We start from the raw sequence: 18,353 nt of genomic DNA, 5'->3' as shown, positions 1-18,353 counted from the left end.
AAATTACTCATTATACCCCATTCATGACTGCTGAAGAACTGAAATCAGGATACGTTTTTTTATTAGATAAGCCTTTGGACTGGACTTCTTTCCAGGCTGTCAATAAAATGAAATACAAACTTAAAAGGGAATTTGATCTCCCTAAAAAATTTAAAATAGGACATGCAGGGACTCTAGATCCCAGAGCAACAGGCCTTTTGATTGTATGCTGTGGAAAATTCACTAAGAAAATTCCGGAAATACAGGATGCTCCCAAAGAATATTGGACAGAGATTAAGATTGGTGTACAGACAGAATCTTATGATACTGAAAAGCCTGAAATTCTTCATCAGGATATTGCTCACATTTCTGAAGAACAGATACAGGAAGTTCTTGAAAAATTTGTTGGAGAAATTGAACAGAAACCTCCCATTTATTCAGCTATTAAAATTGATGGTGAAAGAGCTTACAACCTTGCAAGAGCTGGGGAAGAAGTGGAAATGAAGGCTAGAAAAACGACTATTCATTATATTAAAGATATTAAAATAGATTTTCCTTTAATAAGCTTTATGGTAGGCTGTTCTAAAGGGACATATATCAGAAGTCTTGCACATGATATCGGGCAGGAATTGGGAGTGGGAGCCTATCTGACCCAATTAAGACGTACTAAGATTGGAGATTACGCTATTGAAAATGCTACAGATCATTTTTTAAATAACGAGTACAGGTTCGAGGATCTATAAAAATATAATGATCTTTATTTCTTTCCCTATTTACTCAATAAAATTACCGGCGAAATCAGAATAGCTGGCAGGTATAATTTTTTACCTAATTTTGCATTGGGAAAAGGATTGAAATATTGCTTTATAGATCATAAGTATTGTATAATACAGCTCAAATTTATTTTTGTCCTGGTGATGATATGATGCTTCTACAAGTTTCAATTCTGATTTTTGTAGAATAAAAGAAGGAAAATAGACTCATTTTAGAAATTCGTAATTTCCCAAAATCCAAAGCTGCCTTTATATGAGCAGGCTATGGAATTACAATTTTCAGCAATAAAATTATACAGGCTACAGAGAAGACTAATGGAAAAAACACGTATCAATAAATATTTATCAGAAGTAGGGTACTGTTCTAGAAGAGCAGCAGATAAGCTTTTAGAAGAAGGCAGGATCAAAATAAACGGGAAAATTCCTGAAATGGGAACGAAAGTTTCTGATGAAGATCTTGTAGAGGTAGATGGAAAACCAATCAGAGAACCTCAGGAAAAGCCGATATATATTGTTTTTAATAAACCGGTAGGAATTGTATGTACTACGGATACAAAACGTGAAAAAAATAATATTGTAGATTATATCAACCACCCGAAAAGGATTTTTCCTATCGGAAGATTAGATAAACCAAGTGAAGGACTGATCTTACTGACAAGTGATGGTGACATCGTCAATAAAATTCTAAGAGCCCGTAATAATCACGAGAAAGAATATATAGTTCGTGTAGATAAGCCGGTTAATCCGAGATTTCTGGAAAAAATGAGAAATGGAGTTCCTATTCTGGATACCGTAACAAAAAAATGTGAGGTAGAAAAGATTGATGATATGAATTTCAGAATTGTTCTTACCCAGGGACTTAACAGGCAAATCCGTAGAATGTGCGAATATCTCGGATATGAAGTGAAAAAACTGAAGCGAATCCGTATCATGAACATCAAACTTGACCTCCCCGTTGGAAAATGGAGAGATCTTACGGAAGATGAACTGGGTGCATTGAATTCTATGCTTTCAGATTCTACTAAAACAATCGACTAAGACTTTTACTTTACTTTAACGGTTTCACTTTTATATTTTCCTGTATTTACTGCTGGAAATGTAATTGTATTTTTGCTGTTTAATGATTTTTCACATATTGGTGTAATATATTTTAATTTCTACTGAAAATAGGTTATATTTATAATAGTAATAACTATAACCTGAAAATCATGAAATTTAAATTCAATTTAGTTCTTTTGTTTGTGACTTTGGTAATGTTTACTAATTGTCTGAATGACCACGATCCGGATCATCCACATGATTCTTCGTTTTACATTGATTACAGAAGTTTAAAAGGATTACCAGACGGAATCGCCGTTATTGAACTCGATCCTGAAGCCCCGAATTTTGGAAATATCAGCAGCAGGCTTGAATTAGGAGTTGGTGTATTACCGCATCATATTTATTACAATCAAAACGCAAAAAAAATGTTCACCACTGCTTTGGGAGGCAGCTATCTCTATGAGATAAAAACAGGAGAAGACCAAAATGGGCTGCCAAAATTAATTGATGCAACCCCTATCGACACTGGTGAGAATACAGTTGGTGAAAATTTATTTTTCACGAATGACGGAAGATACTTTATGACCTTTATGGGGGGAGCAGGAGGCCCAAAAGATGGTAGTATAGGTGTTTTTAATGCTAATAATAACCAACTTATCAAAACGATTAAAGCACCAATTCAGGACAATCCCAATCAATTTATAATGTATCCGCATGGTATCTCAATCAATGAAGAAAAAGGATTAATGATGGTGAGCTCAACCATTCACCCAGATCTCACTACTGGGATGGGAAATACATGTACTTTAATAGATCTCAATACTTATGAATTAAAGAAAACTTATCGGGTAGCTGACTCTCCAACAGATATGTCTGCTCCTGTGGAAGTTTTACTGCTGCGTGGGAAATTTCCGCAATATGCACTTGCTACAACCATGCTTGGAGGTGATATCTGGCTGGCCCCTTACAATGCTGTCGCCAAAGAATATGATGCTTTTAGTAAGATTTTTGACGGAAGCACACAAGGGTTAGGCTGGGCACTCGAAATGTATATTGATGATTCAAACAAACTGTATGTGAGTTTTGCAGAACCCGGAAAAGTGCTTGTCTTTGATATCAACAATCTTCCCCAACTAAAACTTTTGAAGACTTTAAATGCGGATAAAGGAGCCCATCATATGGCTTTCTTCAAAACCAAATCAGGAAAAGAAGTTGTAGCTGTACAAAATAACTTATTGGATATCCCTAATTTAAATTCCGGAACCATTAGTGTGATTGATATCAACACAGGAACCACCTTAGGTACAGTGGATTTACGCGGCCGATATGGAATACTTCCGGAATCAATTGAAGGAACCAATGGCCCGAGCAATTATATGCATCACTAAAATCTAGAATAGAATTTTAGATAATAAACTATTCCAAAAAAGTAATATTTTGGAATAGTTTTTATTGGAAATAAGTTGAACGTTAGTAGATGTAGTTAAGTATTAAAAATTCAAATAGGTTAACGGGTTGATTGTTTCTTTTTGATATGAGCTTATGTTATTTTGTATACAATCTCATTCTTTCTTCATACTCAGGTTTTAGTTTTAAAAACTTCCATATTTTTTTATCGTCAGGATTACTGATTCGGTAGAATATGATTTTATCTGCAGAATATTTGAAATAAGGATGATTTTTAAGCCATTCTTCAGGCGCATCCACTAATGAATATCTGGGTACTTCTGAAGTATTCAACGGTGCTGTTGAAATTAGCTTTTGAACAAGTTCCTGATCAATATTGTAGGTGCTTAAAATCTGTTGTTTATTGACGAAACCTCCTAATTTTTTTCTGAAGCCAATAATAGAACCTGCGCTTCTTTCATCCAGACCAAATTCTATAAGCTGTCTGAAAGTAATCACATTGAGATCTGTTTTTGAAAAATCTGTTTTTTCTTGTTGCTTTTCCTGAAGTTTGATATAAGGTTTCATTTCCTGAAATTTCTCAGCAGAAATTACAAAACACTTTTGCAGATCTTCCGGGCTTTTAAAACTACCCCGTAGATTTCTATCCCGGTAATTGATAATGGTAACCGCTTGTTTTTCTGAAAACCCAAATGCTTTCCAGCCCTCCATATCCAGTTGATTAGGATCAAAAGAATGATATTGAATCTTGGTTTTAACCGTATTATTCTTTTCAGAGTTTTGGAACGTTTCGGGAGTTTTTGCTGGTAGCAGCAAATAAGGTTCAAGCTTGCTGTAATTTTCCGGAGAGATGATAAAACATTCTTTAAACTTCTCCTTACTGATAAAGCTTCCCCCCAGATAATTTCTGTATTTCAAAATAGCTTCTGCCTGTCTTTCGCTGAAACCCATTTTGAGCCAATCGTTAGCAGAAAACCGATCAGGATTGAATTTCCCTGAAATAATAATTTCTTTCTTTCCATAGCTATTGAATCCTTTTGAATTTCCTTTCTCTGCTGTTTCAGGAAGTAAAATGAATGATTCCAATTCACTGAATTTCTCGTCAGAAATGGCGTAACATTTTTTTAACTGTTCTTTTGATGTAAATTTTCCTCCTACAATATCTTTATACTTCATAATTGTAGCAGTCTGTTTCTCTGAAAAACCAAGTTTTTGCCATTGCTCTTTATCCAGTGTATTGGGATCAAAGTCTGATAGATCTAAAGAATTTGAAGAACTTGTAATGAACTTTACATCAGGAAAAGGTTCTTTTTCCCGACTGGTGTATTTCTGATAGGCCAATAAAATAGTCAGCAATGTGACCATGAATGCCAATTTTCGGTAATAGTTTTTTCTCATCATACAGTAAAAATATCAATAAACATAAAGCATGTCAATAGCTGATAATGAAATGATTAAATATGATATGCAGATTGTATTTAATGCTTAAAAAGCAAATAGAAATTTGATCTTTTATATGATATAATTTCGTAATTGAGAGCGAATATTTTGATTAAGGTTTATCTGTTTTTTATTTATATACGACAAGTTTTGTCGTTGTCCATAGATAATTTTGCATCAGGATAAGACACATAAAGATATTTATGATAATAATTTAATAATAAATAGTAAGATTTATGTTAAATCGCAACTTTGTGATTTTCATGTCTTAAAAAGTGTTAAATTCGCGCAGTTTTCAATAAACTAATTACTAACTCAGAAAACAACATTGGAATGAAAAAATTCTATATCGGTGCATGTACTTTATGCACGGTCTTGGGCATTTCTGCCCAGGAAGTGGTATGGCAGAAAGATATCAAATCCTCTACCCAGGATTTTCTTAGCCAGGTCACTACAACAATCGATCAGCAGTATCTGATTACAGGAAGCTCTATACAATCTAAAAGCCAGTCGCAAGCTGCCAATAGCCAAAAGCAAAACAACGGCTATGATTTCCACTTGGTAAAACTAAACCAGCAGGGAAATGAAGTCTGGGAGAAATACTTCTCAGGACAAAATCATGATTATTTATCAGCTACTGTTACCACGCAGGATGGTGGATTTTTATTAACCGGAACTTCTTATTCCGGAAAAGGATTAGATAAAAAAAACGATTCTAAAGGAGGCTCAGATATCTGGCTGATCAGAATCAATGAATTTGGAGATGAACTATGGCAGAAAACCTTGGGGAGTTCTTCAGACGAAGAAGCCAGAGCGGTTATTCAAACTACAGACTTAGGGTTCTTTGTAGCAGGAAATGTACAGAATTCTTCAAAAGGTTACGGTTCCAAAGATGTCTGGATCACGAAATTGGATAAAGACGGAAAAGAACTCTCCCAATTAATCTTAGGCGGAAAAGGTTTAGACGAAGTTGAAAAGATGATTCCAACAAAGGATGGAGGAGCCTTACTTGGAATTTATTCCAGAAGCGGAGCTGTTAAAACAACTCATCAGCAATCAACGATCAATACTAGTACTCCGTCAGACAGACCTGCAACCCAAAACCTGCTCTCTGCAACCTCAAAGCAAAGCGACAACTTTGGTGAAGGCGATTACTGGATTGTCAAGTTAGACAAAAACGGAAAAGTAGAATGGGAAAAGAACTTTGGAGGGAAAGGAGATGATCATATCAGAACTCTGGCATTAACTTCAAATGGCTTCATCATTGGTGGAGAATCCAGATCCGAAAGATCAGGAAATAAAACCGTAGGTATTGAAGAAGGCACAGACCTTTGGTTGATTTCTTTAAATGAGAGAGGCGATGAACAATGGCAGAAATCCTACAATTTCAAAAATAGAGATATCCTAATGGGAATGAGTGTAATTCATTCCGCAGATGACAAATCTTCAAAAGGCATTCTATTAGGAGGTTATACTCAGGCTGAAGGAAGAATACAAACTGATGATGAAACCTTCTGGATGCTCTATCTTGATCAGAATGGCAATGAACAGTGGAGAAAACACGTCAAAGGAGAATCCAGAAAGAAAGAAGAAAGGCTTTCAGATTTAAAACTGAACAGAGACGGTTCAATTGTATTGGCAGGAACCAGTGCAGAAGAATTAGGCAAAGAAAACTGGAAGATCGTAAAGCTGGGTGACAAACAGGTTGATCAGTTAATTGAAAAATACGATATCAAAATCTATCCAAACCCTGTTTCTGATTATGCTTATGTAGAAATCGGCTTTGATTTTAAAGATGCTGATATTCTCTTGTATGATATGAGCGGAAGACAGCTTCAAAGTATAAAAATAAAGAACAGAGTGACCAAGATCAATACTCAATCTTTAGTTCAGGGAGCATACCTAGTAACGATCAAAACTGATACTAATAAAACAGCGAATGCGAAACTGATTAAAAAATAAAACTAATTTCATGAAGAAAAATATGATAGCTGTAATTTTATTACTGGCTTCTTTAAATACATCTTTTTCTGCTCAGGCGGGTAATACTTTCAATAAAGATGTTGATAATATCAATAAAATGTTTCCTGCAGCTCCTACTTCAAATAATTTGATGAAATTTGAAGAAGTACCGGTAAGTTATTATACGGGAATTCCCGATATCAGTATTCCTCTTTTCAATATTCCAACCAGCAGTCCAAATGTAAATTTAAATATTCAGCTAAAATACCATCCCCTAAGTGCTAAACCGGATGATAAAGCCGGAGAAACAGGTCTTGGGTGGAATTTATTAGCTGGAGGTACAATCACAAGGACCGTAAGAGGTGGTGGACCTGATGAAAGAACATCCTCTACAACAAATTCTTCTCCTCCCACAGTAAAATACGGTATTTATATGCATGGGAATAATCCTACTTATCAAATGGTATTTGACCAGAGTACAAACTGGGATTTTATTGAGTATGGTTATTATGCGGGGACTGGTAGATATGATACAGAATATGATCTGTATCAATATAATTTTATGGGACAGGCCGGACGATTTATCATTAAGAAAGATCCTAATGGAAATTTTATAGTAGAAAAGCTGGATCGGAATAATTTAAAAATAATCAGTGTTTTGTCTGCTGATGGTAATGATATTGAGGGAGTTATTATTACAGATGATAAAGGGGTTAAGTATATTTTTAAAGGGATGGAAAAGTCACTCAGAAATATTTCTACGGTAAAAATAGGGCTTGCCAATCATGTTGGAAACGTAACGAATAATATTGCAGGAGGATTCTATTTTACTTCCTACCATCTTGATCAGGTAAAAGATGTTAATGATAATGTGGTACTTTCCTTTAAGTATGAGCAACCCTCATTAGTAAAATATGATGATCCTGTGACGATGACAATAAGGATGCCTGGAGATGTCCTATATACAAATACTTTGGCAGGAAGTCCTGACGGCTCTCTTCCGGGACAGGAAGAGAGACAAACGGTTACCAATACTTCGCAAACTAAACTACTCACCAATATTACCATTACCGACAAAGGAAGTGTTAATTTTATTTATGAAAAAGGTAGAAATGATTCTAATTATCTTAATTCTGTAGATCTTTATAAGCTAAAATCTGTTCAGTCGAATAGTCTAGGACAAAATACAAACCAATATATTGATAAATATTCTTTTGATTATGATTATTCTAATTCTACAGTAATGTCTGGGGAAGGTACTTTTCAAGGTTTTAATAAACTTGTACTGAAAAAAGTGACTAAATTGGAGAATGGCAATCCAAACGAGTACAGTATCAACTATAATAACATCAATGGAGTATTAAAAAAGGATAAGTGGGGATATTATAACGGCGATCTCTCAGAAGCTATCAGCCAAGATGTTATTAAATCTATTACCTATCCTACCAAAGGTTTGGTTAATTTTAATTTTGATGAAAATGTCTACAGCCATATGCCCGGAAAATTTACTCCAATGGAAGAAGTGACTGGAGAGTGGGAAATTCAAGATAAAAATTTTTCTTTAACAGGACTTAATTCCTTTAGTACAACAGCAAAGGTTGAGTTCTTCACCTTGATTTCTCCTCAAAAAGTAAAACTTCATTTGGGCTTCGGAAACTTAGTGTATTCAAACTGGAATTTTAAAATATATAAGAAACTTAGTGACAATACGTTTACCGAGGTTTTTTCCACCGGTTTGGCGGCGCAAATGTGTGATCAGCCCAGTGGTGGTTCCTTTTGTCCGGTATATGGAGCTGGTGATAATGGTGCGGTTATATCAGAACGAGAAGATGAAACAAATACCTTAGCACCAGGAGTATATTACGCATCTCTTTCAGGCTCTTATGGCCCGACACACAAGCCAGTTTCTTATGCTTTTGACGCATATACCAGGGAGCCCTATTTCAAAAGTTATGTGACTAAAAAAGGAGGTGGATTAAGGATTAATAATATTCAATATTTTGATAATCCAACTTCAACTGTACCTGTAAAAGAATTTGTATATGATTACAAAGATATAGAAAATCCTCAAAAAAGCAGTGGTGCTTTAGTTTTTCCAGAGCCGATTTTTAAATATTCCGAATATATTAATTATAAGTACGTTCAAACTCCAAGCGCATACACATTTTACGAATGTACATCAGATACTACAACAAATTTTAATATTATTCCTGCAGAGAAGACCCAAGGCTCCGATGTTGGTTATCAGTATGTAACTGTAAAACAAATTGTAAAAGATGTTAATAATACAACTACAGATAAAGGTAGAACCGTATATAAGTTTAGATCTCCGATAGACTTTCCTAATCCTGATGTTTTTTCAACGGATATGCCAATACTTCCTATTACCAATCATGATTACTTGAGAGGACAAATGATTTTTGAGAAAAAATATGATGTCAATGGGGAAATTCTTTCGGAAATAAATAAAGAATACAATACGCTTGTTTTTGAGAAATTAGAGGGCGTTAAAATTAAAGATAATTTTTATAATAATATTAATCCAACTTACTATAGTTTTCCCTTTTATGATGCTTTTAAAGCTCATTTTCCTAACGTTCTTTTATCTACTCCTTATAAGTATTATGCTCAATACGGTGTCACTTTACCTACCCAGCAACGTGAAACCTCTTATTTTTATAAGAATGGTGTTCAGAGTTCAGTAAGTTCAACCACGAATACAGCCTATAATATGGAAGATTACCCTATCAATGTCACTCAAAGTGTTCAGGGAGGCGACACCTATGTTTCAGGGTATAAATATGCAAAGGAAAAAGTAAATCAGAGATTGATTACAGCCAACATGCTTGCAATTCCACTGGAAATAGAGTCTAAAAAGAACGGACAAACCTTATCAAAAACGGAAACAAAATATGATAACCCATCGAACTTACTACCAAGTTCTGTAGTATCTACTGATCTACAAAATGTTATTTCTACAGAAGCTACTTATGATCAATATGATTCAAAAGGAAATCTGTTACAATATACGACCAAAGCAGGTCTTTCAACAGTAATTGTTTGGGGGTATAACCAAACTCAGCCTATTGCCAAAATACAAGGAGCAAAATTAACAGATATCCAGCAGTCATTAATTGATTCTATTGTTAATGCTTCCAATACAGATGCTTTAGCAGCTTCTGGTAATGATGAGACTACATTTTTATCTGCATTGAATTCATTCAGAGCTAATACTTCATTATCCAGTTATCAGATTACTACCTATACTTACGATTCTTTAGTAGGAGTAAGAAGCATCACTTCACCATCCGGAATTAATGAATTTTATATTTATGATAGTGCTAATCGGTTGAAAGAAATCCGTCAGCAGGAAAAAGATAGCAGCGGAAATATGATCTATAAAACGGTAAAAGAATTCAAATACAATTATAAAAACTAAACACAACCATGAAAAAACTTATAATTCCTATAGGGATTCTTATTATGGGAACCGCCAAGTCCCAGCTTACCAGTACGGAAAACTATGTGTATTCAAAAACCTATCTGTCAGATCCTACGCTTACTAATGTTAAAACCTCGGAAACGGTTCAGTATTTTGATGGGTTGGGAAGACCCAAACAAATCGTCAATGTAAAAGCCTCCCCATTAGGGCGGGATGTGGTTACTCCTATTAAATACGACCAGTTCGGAAGACAGGTTCAGGACTATCTTCCTGTTCCCCAGGCAGGAACTCTCAACGGGGCCATTACTCCTGACCCATTATCAAATGTAACTAGTACCCCTTATGGAACAGAGAAAATCTATTCAGAGAAGTTTCTGGAAAACTCACCCTTAGACCGTATTTTAAGCCAGAAACAAGTTGGAAGCGCTTGGGATAATAAGCCTGTACAATTTGGATATGATGCCAATGCAGATGGCGAGGTTAAAAAATATACGGCCACTTTTAGCTATACCAATTTTGAATCAAAACTAATATTATCCGGTTCCTATGGAACAGGGCAGTTGTATAAAAATACGGTTACAGATGAAGACGGCAACTCAACCATTGAGTTCAAAAACGGACAGGGACAGGTTGTATTGGTCAGAAAAGTAATCAGTGCTACAGAAAATGCGGATACCTACTATGTTTACAATGACTATAACCAGCTGTCTTATGTGATTCCTCCCAAAGCCTCTGTAGAAGCAGATCCCAATACTGTTCTTAATGATTTATGTTACCAGTATAAATATGACGGAAGAAACCGCCTGGTAGAAAAGAGGCTGCCTGGCAAAGGCTGGGAATATATGGTATATAATAAAGCAGATCAGCTTATCCTGACCCAGGATACAGTTCTTAAAGATAAAGGGCAATGGCTTTTTACCAAATATGACCAGTTTGGAAGAGTCATTTATACTGGAATGACAAATAATCCTGCAAGCAGGGCATCAATGCAAAACAGTGTTAATGCCAATGCTAATTTATATGAAACCAGGACTGTTACGCCTGGATTTACCTTAAACGGCCTGCCTGTAAATTATACTAAGCTTTCGACTCCTACCGGTGTTACTCAGGTCTTAAGTGTTAATTATTATGATAACTATCCTGCATATAGTTTTAATCCGGCATTTCCTTCAACTATTCAGGGAGAACCTGTACTTTCCGGGACGCCTACAGCGGATGGAAGGAGTACTAAAGGACTTCCTGTGATGAGCTTTGTAAAAAATATTGAAGATGATAACTGGACAAAAAACTACACTTATTATGATCAAAAGGGAAGAGCTATTGGAAGCCATTCTATCAACCATTTGGGAGGATATACCCACACAGAATCCAAGCTTGATTTTGCAGGTGTTACGAAACAGACTGTCACCAAACATAAAAGATTAGGCACCGATACAGAAAGAATCATTACAGAAACTTTTGATTATGATAATCAGAACAGGTTATTGGTTCACAAACATCAGGTTGACAGCAATCTGGTAGAATATTTGACTCAAAACAAGTATAATGAAATTTCCCAGTTAGAATCTAAAAAAGTAGGAGGTATTGCAGCGGCTTCTCCACTTCAGCAGATGGATTATAAGTATAATATCCGTGGCTGGATGACCCAGATTAATGACCCAGCCAACCTAAACGGAAAACTTTTTGGTTATAAAGTAAAATATACAAATCCTGTCTATTCAGATATTTCTCCTGGTAAATATAATGGAAACATTGCTGAAATAGACTGGAATATGTCAACGGTTAATAATCTGAAAAGATATAACTATACTTATGATAAGCTTAATAGATTAACAGATGCCGAATATGCAGAACCGGAGACCACTAATCCGCATAATAAGAATTTTGATGAGCGTTTAATCTATGATGCAAACGGAAATATTGCATTTTTAAAAAGAAATGCTATCCCTGTTTACGGTGCAACTGCTACACAGGTAGATAATCTTGAATATAAATATACAGGAAACCGTTTGAATCAGATCATTGAAAGTTCATTAAATGATTCTGGTTATGAAGGAGGAAATAATATCATTGATTATGATCTCAATGGAAACATGATCACCATGAAAGATAAAGGAATTCAGACTATTCAGTATAACTATCTGAGTTTACCGGATTCCTATACAATCACCCAGAATAATCCTTTTGGACTTCCTATGAACAGCGGGTTAGAATATCTGTATCGTGCTGATGGTGTGAAACTTCGTAAAACATATTCCATTGCTCCGCCACGTGGGCAGACAACTATTACAATGACCGATTATCTGGATGGTTTCCAGTATTCATATCGTGAAGGGGATGGGATATGCCTTGAATGTCGTACGGAAACAGCTTTTGAAGAACAGGCTTATAAGAATATCAATACTATTTCTGGTATTGGTGGTACTCCGGTATGGAAACTCGATTTTGTACCTACACCTGAAGGGTTTTACAGTTTCACAGAAAACCGTTATATTTATCAATACAAAGATCACCTTGGCAATGCCAGAGTAAGCTTTGCAAAAAGCAGCGAAGGCGCTCTTGAAGTTACAGATACCAACAACTATTATCCATTTGGATTAAATCATATTGAAGGACTGCTCAGTACTTCTAATTTTGGAGGATATTATAGCTACAAGTATAATGGAAAGGAATTACAGGAAACGGGTATGTATGATTATGGAGCAAGATTCTATATGCCAGATATTGGAAGATGGGGTGTTGTAGATCCACTGGCTGAAACTTCAAGAAGATGGAGTCCATATACATATGCTTATAACAATCCGATAAGGTTTATTGATCCTGATGGAAGGCAAAATAAAGATATTACTATTCCAAGCGGAACTGATCAAAAAGGTATTGATGCTATAATGGCAAATCTTCAAAAATTGACTAGAGATAAATTAACAACTGTTAAAGGTGTTAATGGAAAAACACATGTTTTAATAGAGGAGTTTGAAAAAAATGGGAAATTTGAAAATGGAACTCAATTAATAAGAGATTTAATAACTGATGAACATAATGTTGATATAAGAATTGGTAAATCTAGTTTTGCTACAGCTAAAAATAAGGAATTAGCATCAAATGGTGTCGGAACAGATTCTGAGATAACATTTAACCCTACAGGAAAGCAGGATATGAGAGTTTTTGGAGAAGATGGAAACACTATGTATGAAACAGCACCAAACTTTATTGTATTAGGACATGAATTGATCCACGTTAAAGATCATTTTAGTGGTACACTTAATAAAACTGAGGCAGAACATAGTTATTCAGATTTAAAGGGAATAAGATTAATTGAGACACATCCTAAATCTGAATTTAGAGCATCTGGATTTCCAGGATTTGTAGGTAAAGATGGATATTCAGAAAATAAGATAAGAAAAGAACACAAATTAAAATTAAGAGCGTCATATGAAGTTTTTACAGGCCGAACTAGGTAAAAGTATAATAATATTGTTTATAGTTTTATTTTCATGTAAGGAAAATAAATTAATACAAGAAAAAGATAGAAATGATAAACTTTCAGTTGAAGTTTTATCAATCGAGAAGAAAAAAACATTATACAATATTTCAATTTTAGTAGATAATAATAGTGATGATAAATATGTCATGTTATATAAGTATCATGCATTTGAAGAAAAAGAGGCTTACCCAAAAGTAATTGAAAACGAAAGAGAAACTATTATTGATTATAATTTTTTTCTTAAAGATATAAATCTTGTTCAAGATTCTATTATAAACGATCCTTCTATACAAAATACGAATGAATCATTTTCTCTTTTTATTTTACCTAAAGGAAAAACTAGGGTAACATTAAAGGATATCCCTATATCAAATACAATAAATAAAAAGTATTTACATTTATATTTTAGTAAAATGAAGGAAGAAACATTTAAGATATTACCAAAATATACAAAAGAATATGATATAATTGCGAACGAAAAAGGATTTAGAAATTATAATTTTTCTAAAAAAGTAATTACTTTTTAAAAGACATTTGTGTTTGGATTAATCTCTTACCGCCGTGAGCGTCCTCGCTCGTGTCCGTGAATAAAATAAAAAACCACCGCGCAAGCAGTGGTTTTTACTCTCTTTTTTCTAGAGAAACTGTTATATTTACAAGTATAGGGACCATCTTGGAAATACCAGATAAGCTTTGCAAAAAACAGCGAAGGCGTTCTTGAAGTTACAGATACCAACAACTATTATCCATTTGGCTTAAACCATATTGAAGGGATGCTTAGTACTTCTAATTTTGGAGGATATTATAGTTACAAGTACAACGGCAAAGAACTGCAGGAAACGGGTATGTATGACTACGGCGCAAGGTTCTATATGGCAGACATTGGACGTTGGGGTGTAATCGACCCTAAGGGGCTGAGTTCCCCGCTTGGTCACCATATAATTATAGCCTTAACAATCCTATTCGATTTGTTGACCCTGACGGAATGGCACCAAATGATATTGTATTTATTAATAATCGTGGTGTAGAGGTTCATCGTATTAAAAATGATACTCAATTCAAAACATATATACAAGCATCAACAAATGCAAGTAGTAATCCTGCCCAAAGTACTGCAGGTTGGAAATCAGTTCCTATGCCTAACACAATTCAACACAGACCACAATCTAATGAAGATGTATCTGGTGCAGCTTATCAGGAAAATGATTATCAAATTGCAGCAAGAACGGGTTACTTTAATCAGGCTAAAAATTCAGGGCAACTAAATTTGGTAACTGAAGGAGGTAATCCTATTCCAACTGAAGCCACAAAAGATATTCCTGATTTAGACCCTACTTTAGTTAAAGCTGTTACTGTTCAGGAATCGAATGCGGGAACAACAGGTATTACAGATATTATGCAGGCTAACGTTCCCGGAGACTGGTCTAAAATGAAGAGTAGCTATCAATTAACTAAAGGTGAAAAAACAAGTGAAACGAACTCTTTGTATGCAGGAACAAGAGTATTAGCTACCAAAGGATTCAAAGGTGGAGTTTCGGTTGATAAAACAGGAAAAGTTACCTATAAATTTCAAGGATGGGCAAAAGCTGTAGAAGCATATAATGGTGGTGGAACTGCAGGTTATCAAAAAAGTGTTTTACAAATGCAACAAGAGTCTAAAAAACCTAAACCCTCAGATTATTAAAATATGAAAAGATTTTTTTTAAGTTTAATTATAATTTCATTAACAAGCTGTAATAAATCAGATTTACACAAAAATGATAAAAATAAAATTGCTGAAACAAAGTTAGACTACTATGAACGTTGTAGATTATTAGTTTTAGAACAAAACACTATTAATCAAGATTTTGGATTCACAAAAAAAGGAAAAGATATTGATGAACAAGTAGTCAAATATTTAGGGAATATTATTACCTCTAAAAAAGACACTCTAAAAATTTTAAACTCTGTTCATTATACAGGTATTTATGAGGATTCAAAGAGAGGAAACGGGCAAGTGTATATTTATAATTCTCACAATAAGTTGTTAGGTTTTTATAATTTAGGTTCTGCTTCTGCAGTACCTAACAGCATTGATAACAAGGAATTGATTTTTAAATATAACAATGAAAATTGTAACCAGGCTACCAAAATCAGTTTGAAAGACAGTATTCCTAAACAAATATTTGTACCGTGTACAAAAGAGGGCGGAGATATATATAATTTAGAAACTGCTCATAACTAAGAGAAAAGCCACCAAATTCGGTGGCTTTATTTGTGGTATCTTGGAAACTTTTATATATTTATAATCTAATAACCAAACTCTTAAACAATTTAAACATACAGGAGGATTATGCCTTGATTTTTGCTGTAATATTATATTACGAAGTCTTCTAATTGGTTTTTATTGATTATAGAATTGGTTTTTCAAATATTTTAATAAAAACATATTATTGCAAAAAGATGGGAGAATATTCAAAACGTATTGGAGAGGTCGGAGAAAATGTTGTAGTAGATTTTCTAAAACTCATTGGTTGGGAAAATCCTTTGAGAAATGATGATATTGACAGTATTGATAAGGATTTTCGTAAAAGAACAAATGGGATTGATGGTTATTATCATTATCTAAATCCTATGGTTAGTGGAACTATTGAGAATATATTGTATTCGTCTAAATATTCAACTGAAAGTATTTAGGTAGTGACGGGAAAAATGATAAAAAAGTATATATAAGTCAGGGAGATAAAAGTAATTATTTAACATCTTCAAAGCAAGAAATAATTGGAGGAGTAGCAAGTCTAAATGCAATTTCCACAGCTTTGAAATTAACTGCTGGGAAGTCTAATCATATCATAAGCCCTGATAATGTTAAGTAAGAGCAGATATTGATTTAGCAGGTAATAGAACAACATTTACAACTGGAGGGAAAGCAGCAACTAATCAAGGAACTGGAACAGTGAGTCCAATTGACGTAGCGGTGCAGCATGGTATAGGAACTCAACCAAATTCAGATATTGTATTGCATACACACCCAACCAAAACAATTTTTGAGAATGGAAAAACCTATACTTTTGTAGCAACGGAACCTTCTTCAGGTGATAAGGCAGATTTTGCCAACCGTAATACTAATATTATTGCAGGTAATTTAGAAAGAAATGCTGTGACGGTTAATTCTGATGGTACAGTTCAAGATCCTTATAATAAACAAGGAGCTATATTTTATGATCGCAATGCTAATGAGACTATGAGAATCGGTTTACCAGTAGTTAATAAAATATTATCTAGTTATGAAAATGGTCAAGTTAAACCTTAATAAGATTATAATTTTACTGTCATCTTTTGTGTCAGTAATAGCTTACAGTCAAAAAGTCAATTTAATAATTTTTATAAATAATGAAATCATCACAAGCCCAATTGGCTTAGAATTTTATAATAAAACTTCATCGGATAAATATGAGTTTACTTATTCTCCTGGAAAAGAAATTGATATTGTTAGTGATATTTTCAAAGAAAATATGATACTACGATTTGATGCATATGGTAATAAGGAAGACCCAATTAAGCGTTATAGTTATATTATACCTCTTAAAATGGATTTATTTAAAGATACCTCTTTTCTAATAATAAAAATTTACAATCTGGATAAAAAAAAATACAGAAAAAAGTATTGTAGATCAGAAGAACCATACGTAGTAGATTTTCATAAGAGTGGTTTGTACATAGACACTGTATCTGCAAAGTGTAAATAAGTACCTGCAGAGTTATGAACTTAAGCAGATGAGACATACCCCCCCGCTGCGCAAAGTCTCCCAACTTTGAGCTGGCTAAATAAAAATAAAACCCACTGCATTGTAGTGGGTTTTGTGTTGTCTAATGTTCTGTTTTGTATATGGAAACAGAACTAAAGAGCAGCAATATTTTTAATTTTGAGAGCCTGAATCCTCCCCGCTGGCGCGAGCGTTTCGCTCGTGTCCACGAATAAAACAAAACTCCTTGTATATCTTTATCAAAATACTGTGAATCACTTTATAAACAACCTACAGCCACCTAGAAAGTACCTCTAACCACTATAGTAAGTCTCTCGAGTCCCTTTATCAAGTGGCTAGAACCCCTTCGAAACAGTCTCCAACTATTTCATTAACGATCTCCAGACCGTTCTATAAGCCCTTTTACCCACTTATCAAGGCTGGAGACCGTTAATGAACCCCCTCTATCCCCTTGGGTAAGGGGGTATAAAAAGTAAAGCCGTTAATGGTCATGTTTTTTATTAATAGCCTGCCAGGCTTTCCATAGCTATAGAAAAAGGCTTTTCCTCCTGGAAGCTTACCTAGATTTGACGGGTAGCAGACAGTATAAACAAAAACCGCTGCAGTAAATGCAGCGGTTTTTAATATATTGTACAAAATCTATTCACCATCCCTTTCTCCCAAAGACTCTTTCAGCTTAATAAGCTCAGCTTTTACAAACTCCAGTCGGTCAATAAGAGTGATAGTTTCGGAGATTTTACTGTTTGTGGTCAGGGCGATGCGGGCTCCGTCCAGGGTATATCCTTTTTCTTTTACCAGATGGTAGATCATCTGAAGGTTTTTGATATCTTCAGGAGTGAAATATCGGTTGCCTTTCCTGTTTTTTTTAGGCTTGATAATAGGGAATTCCTGTTCCCAGTAACGTATTAATGAAGTGTTTACATCGAATGCTTTTGCCACTTCTCCTATAGAATAATACAGTTTATCAGCTAAATTTATTTTCATTTTACGACTCCTAAACCTCAAAGATAAAAATTTTTTAAAGTTGTATCCAAATATATTGGAAAAAGTAGGGTCTGACTTTCATTATACAACAGTAA

15 protein-coding genes are annotated in these 18,353 nt (G+C 34.4%); 13 read left to right on the top strand and 2 right to left on the bottom strand.

The features are described 5' to 3' along the window. Window positions 1-23 precede the first annotated feature (23 nt). The 3 genes from truB (at window position 24) to GFU89_RS16470 (ending at window position 3,181) form a co-directional block, all read left to right on the top strand. The gene (gene truB, locus GFU89_RS16480) at window positions 24-722 is read left to right on the top strand and encodes a tRNA pseudouridine(55) synthase TruB (protein WP_318848171.1); all 699 of its coding nucleotides are present in this window, start codon (window positions 24-26) and stop codon (window positions 720-722) included. 345 nt (window positions 723-1,067) lie between these two features. Continuing rightward, the gene (gene rluF, locus GFU89_RS16475) at window positions 1,068-1,790 is read left to right on the top strand and encodes a 23S rRNA pseudouridine(2604) synthase RluF (protein ID WP_318848170.1); all 723 of its coding nucleotides are present in this window, start codon (window positions 1,068-1,070) and stop codon (window positions 1,788-1,790) included. Window positions 1,791-1,960: 170 nt separating this feature from the next. Further along, complete coding sequence (locus tag GFU89_RS16470) at window positions 1,961-3,181, top strand: hypothetical protein (protein ID WP_318848169.1); 1,221 nt, start codon at window positions 1,961-1,963, stop codon at window positions 3,179-3,181. Between the two features lie 157 nt (window positions 3,182-3,338). Here GFU89_RS16470 and GFU89_RS16465 read toward each other — a convergent pair whose 3' ends face one another. Next, window positions 3,339-4,565, bottom strand: coding sequence for a helix-hairpin-helix domain-containing protein (locus GFU89_RS16465; protein WP_318848168.1), 1,227 nt, complete (start codon window positions 4,563-4,565; stop codon window positions 3,339-3,341). Between the two features lie 408 nt (window positions 4,566-4,973). Here GFU89_RS16465 and GFU89_RS16460 point away from each other — a divergent pair, with 408 nt between their 5' ends. From GFU89_RS16460 to GFU89_RS16415, 10 genes are all read left to right on the top strand, one after another. Next, window positions 4,974-6,602 carry a T9SS type A sorting domain-containing protein gene (locus tag GFU89_RS16460; RefSeq protein ID WP_318848167.1) on the top strand — a complete coding sequence of 543 codons (1,629 nt, stop codon included), beginning with the start codon at window positions 4,974-4,976 and terminating at the stop codon, window positions 6,600-6,602. Window positions 6,603-6,612: 10 nt separating this feature from the next. Next, the gene (locus GFU89_RS16455; RefSeq protein WP_318848166.1) at window positions 6,613-10,041 is read left to right on the top strand and encodes a hypothetical protein; all 3,429 of its coding nucleotides are present in this window, start codon (window positions 6,613-6,615) and stop codon (window positions 10,039-10,041) included. Between the two features lie 8 nt (window positions 10,042-10,049). Then, window positions 10,050-13,505, top strand: a complete 3,456-nt coding sequence (locus GFU89_RS16450; RefSeq protein WP_318848165.1) for a DUF6443 domain-containing protein — start codon at window positions 10,050-10,052, stop codon at window positions 13,503-13,505. Next, on the top strand, window positions 13,477-14,055 hold the full coding sequence (locus GFU89_RS16445) for a hypothetical protein (RefSeq protein WP_318848164.1): 579 nt from the start codon (window positions 13,477-13,479) through the stop codon (window positions 14,053-14,055). The genes GFU89_RS16450 and GFU89_RS16445 overlap by 29 nt, the downstream gene beginning before the upstream one ends. Before the next feature lie 246 nt (window positions 14,056-14,301). Further along, window positions 14,302-14,556 carry an RHS repeat-associated core domain-containing protein gene (locus GFU89_RS16440; RefSeq protein WP_318848163.1) on the top strand — a complete coding sequence of 85 codons (255 nt, stop codon included), beginning with the start codon at window positions 14,302-14,304 and terminating at the stop codon, window positions 14,554-14,556. Next, window positions 14,514-15,212, top strand: coding sequence for a hypothetical protein (locus GFU89_RS16435; protein WP_318848162.1), 699 nt, complete (start codon window positions 14,514-14,516; stop codon window positions 15,210-15,212). Before GFU89_RS16440 ends, GFU89_RS16435 begins: the two co-directional genes overlap by 43 nt. A 3-nt stretch (window positions 15,213-15,215) precedes the next feature. Next, window positions 15,216-15,752, top strand: a complete 537-nt coding sequence (locus GFU89_RS16430) for a hypothetical protein (RefSeq protein WP_122546836.1) — start codon at window positions 15,216-15,218, stop codon at window positions 15,750-15,752. A gap of 218 nt (window positions 15,753-15,970) precedes the next feature. Next, window positions 15,971-16,204 (top strand): hypothetical protein, encoded by a 234-nt coding sequence (locus GFU89_RS16425; protein ID WP_318848161.1) that lies wholly within the window; start codon window positions 15,971-15,973, stop codon window positions 16,202-16,204. 259 nt (window positions 16,205-16,463) lie between these two features. Further along, window positions 16,464-16,820 (top strand): hypothetical protein, encoded by a 357-nt coding sequence (locus GFU89_RS16420; RefSeq protein WP_318848160.1) that lies wholly within the window; start codon window positions 16,464-16,466, stop codon window positions 16,818-16,820. Next, a complete protein-coding gene (locus GFU89_RS16415; protein WP_318848159.1) occupies window positions 16,795-17,256 on the top strand; it encodes a hypothetical protein in 462 nt (153 codons plus the stop codon). Before GFU89_RS16420 ends, GFU89_RS16415 begins: the two co-directional genes overlap by 26 nt. Before the next feature lie 657 nt (window positions 17,257-17,913). Here the strand turns inward: GFU89_RS16415 and GFU89_RS16410 are convergent. Then, on the bottom strand, window positions 17,914-18,258 hold the full coding sequence (locus GFU89_RS16410) for a MerR family transcriptional regulator (RefSeq protein ID WP_047423629.1): 345 nt from the start codon (window positions 18,256-18,258) through the stop codon (window positions 17,914-17,916). Between the last annotated feature and the right edge of the window lie 95 nt (window positions 18,259-18,353).

Origin of the sequence: Chryseobacterium sp. JV558, from assembly GCF_033712365.1 — a bacterium.
Classification (GTDB): domain Bacteria; phylum Bacteroidota; class Bacteroidia; order Flavobacteriales; family Weeksellaceae; genus Chryseobacterium.
Note: the sequence above shows the minus strand (reverse complement) of the source record. Positions and strands in the feature narration are given on the sequence as shown.

Coding starts and splice junctions, on each gene's coding strand:
- GFU89_RS16465 (WP_318848168.1), bottom strand. CDS start 4,565: ATGGTCACATTGCTGACTATTTTATTGGCCTATCAGAAATACACCAGT.
- GFU89_RS16435 (WP_318848162.1), top strand. CDS start 14,514: ATGGCACCAAATGATATTGTATTTATTAATAATCGTGGTGTAGAGGTT.
- rluF (WP_318848170.1), top strand. CDS start 1,068: ATGGAAAAAACACGTATCAATAAATATTTATCAGAAGTAGGGTACTGT.
- truB (WP_318848171.1), top strand. CDS start 24: ATGACTGCTGAAGAACTGAAATCAGGATACGTTTTTTTATTAGATAAG.
- GFU89_RS16450 (WP_318848165.1), top strand. CDS start 10,050: ATGAAAAAACTTATAATTCCTATAGGGATTCTTATTATGGGAACCGCC.
- GFU89_RS16410 (WP_047423629.1), bottom strand. CDS start 18,258: ATGAAAATAAATTTAGCTGATAAACTGTATTATTCTATAGGAGAAGTG.
- GFU89_RS16415 (WP_318848159.1), top strand. CDS start 16,795: ATGAAAATGGTCAAGTTAAACCTTAATAAGATTATAATTTTACTGTCA.
- GFU89_RS16455 (WP_318848166.1), top strand. CDS start 6,613: ATGAAGAAAAATATGATAGCTGTAATTTTATTACTGGCTTCTTTAAAT.
- GFU89_RS16440 (WP_318848163.1), top strand. CDS start 14,302: ATGCTTAGTACTTCTAATTTTGGAGGATATTATAGTTACAAGTACAAC.
- GFU89_RS16445 (WP_318848164.1), top strand. CDS start 13,477: ATGAAGTTTTTACAGGCCGAACTAGGTAAAAGTATAATAATATTGTTT.
- GFU89_RS16470 (WP_318848169.1), top strand. CDS start 1,961: ATGAAATTTAAATTCAATTTAGTTCTTTTGTTTGTGACTTTGGTAATG.
- GFU89_RS16425 (WP_318848161.1), top strand. CDS start 15,971: ATGGGAGAATATTCAAAACGTATTGGAGAGGTCGGAGAAAATGTTGTA.
- GFU89_RS16430 (WP_122546836.1), top strand. CDS start 15,216: ATGAAAAGATTTTTTTTAAGTTTAATTATAATTTCATTAACAAGCTGT.
- GFU89_RS16460 (WP_318848167.1), top strand. CDS start 4,974: ATGAAAAAATTCTATATCGGTGCATGTACTTTATGCACGGTCTTGGGC.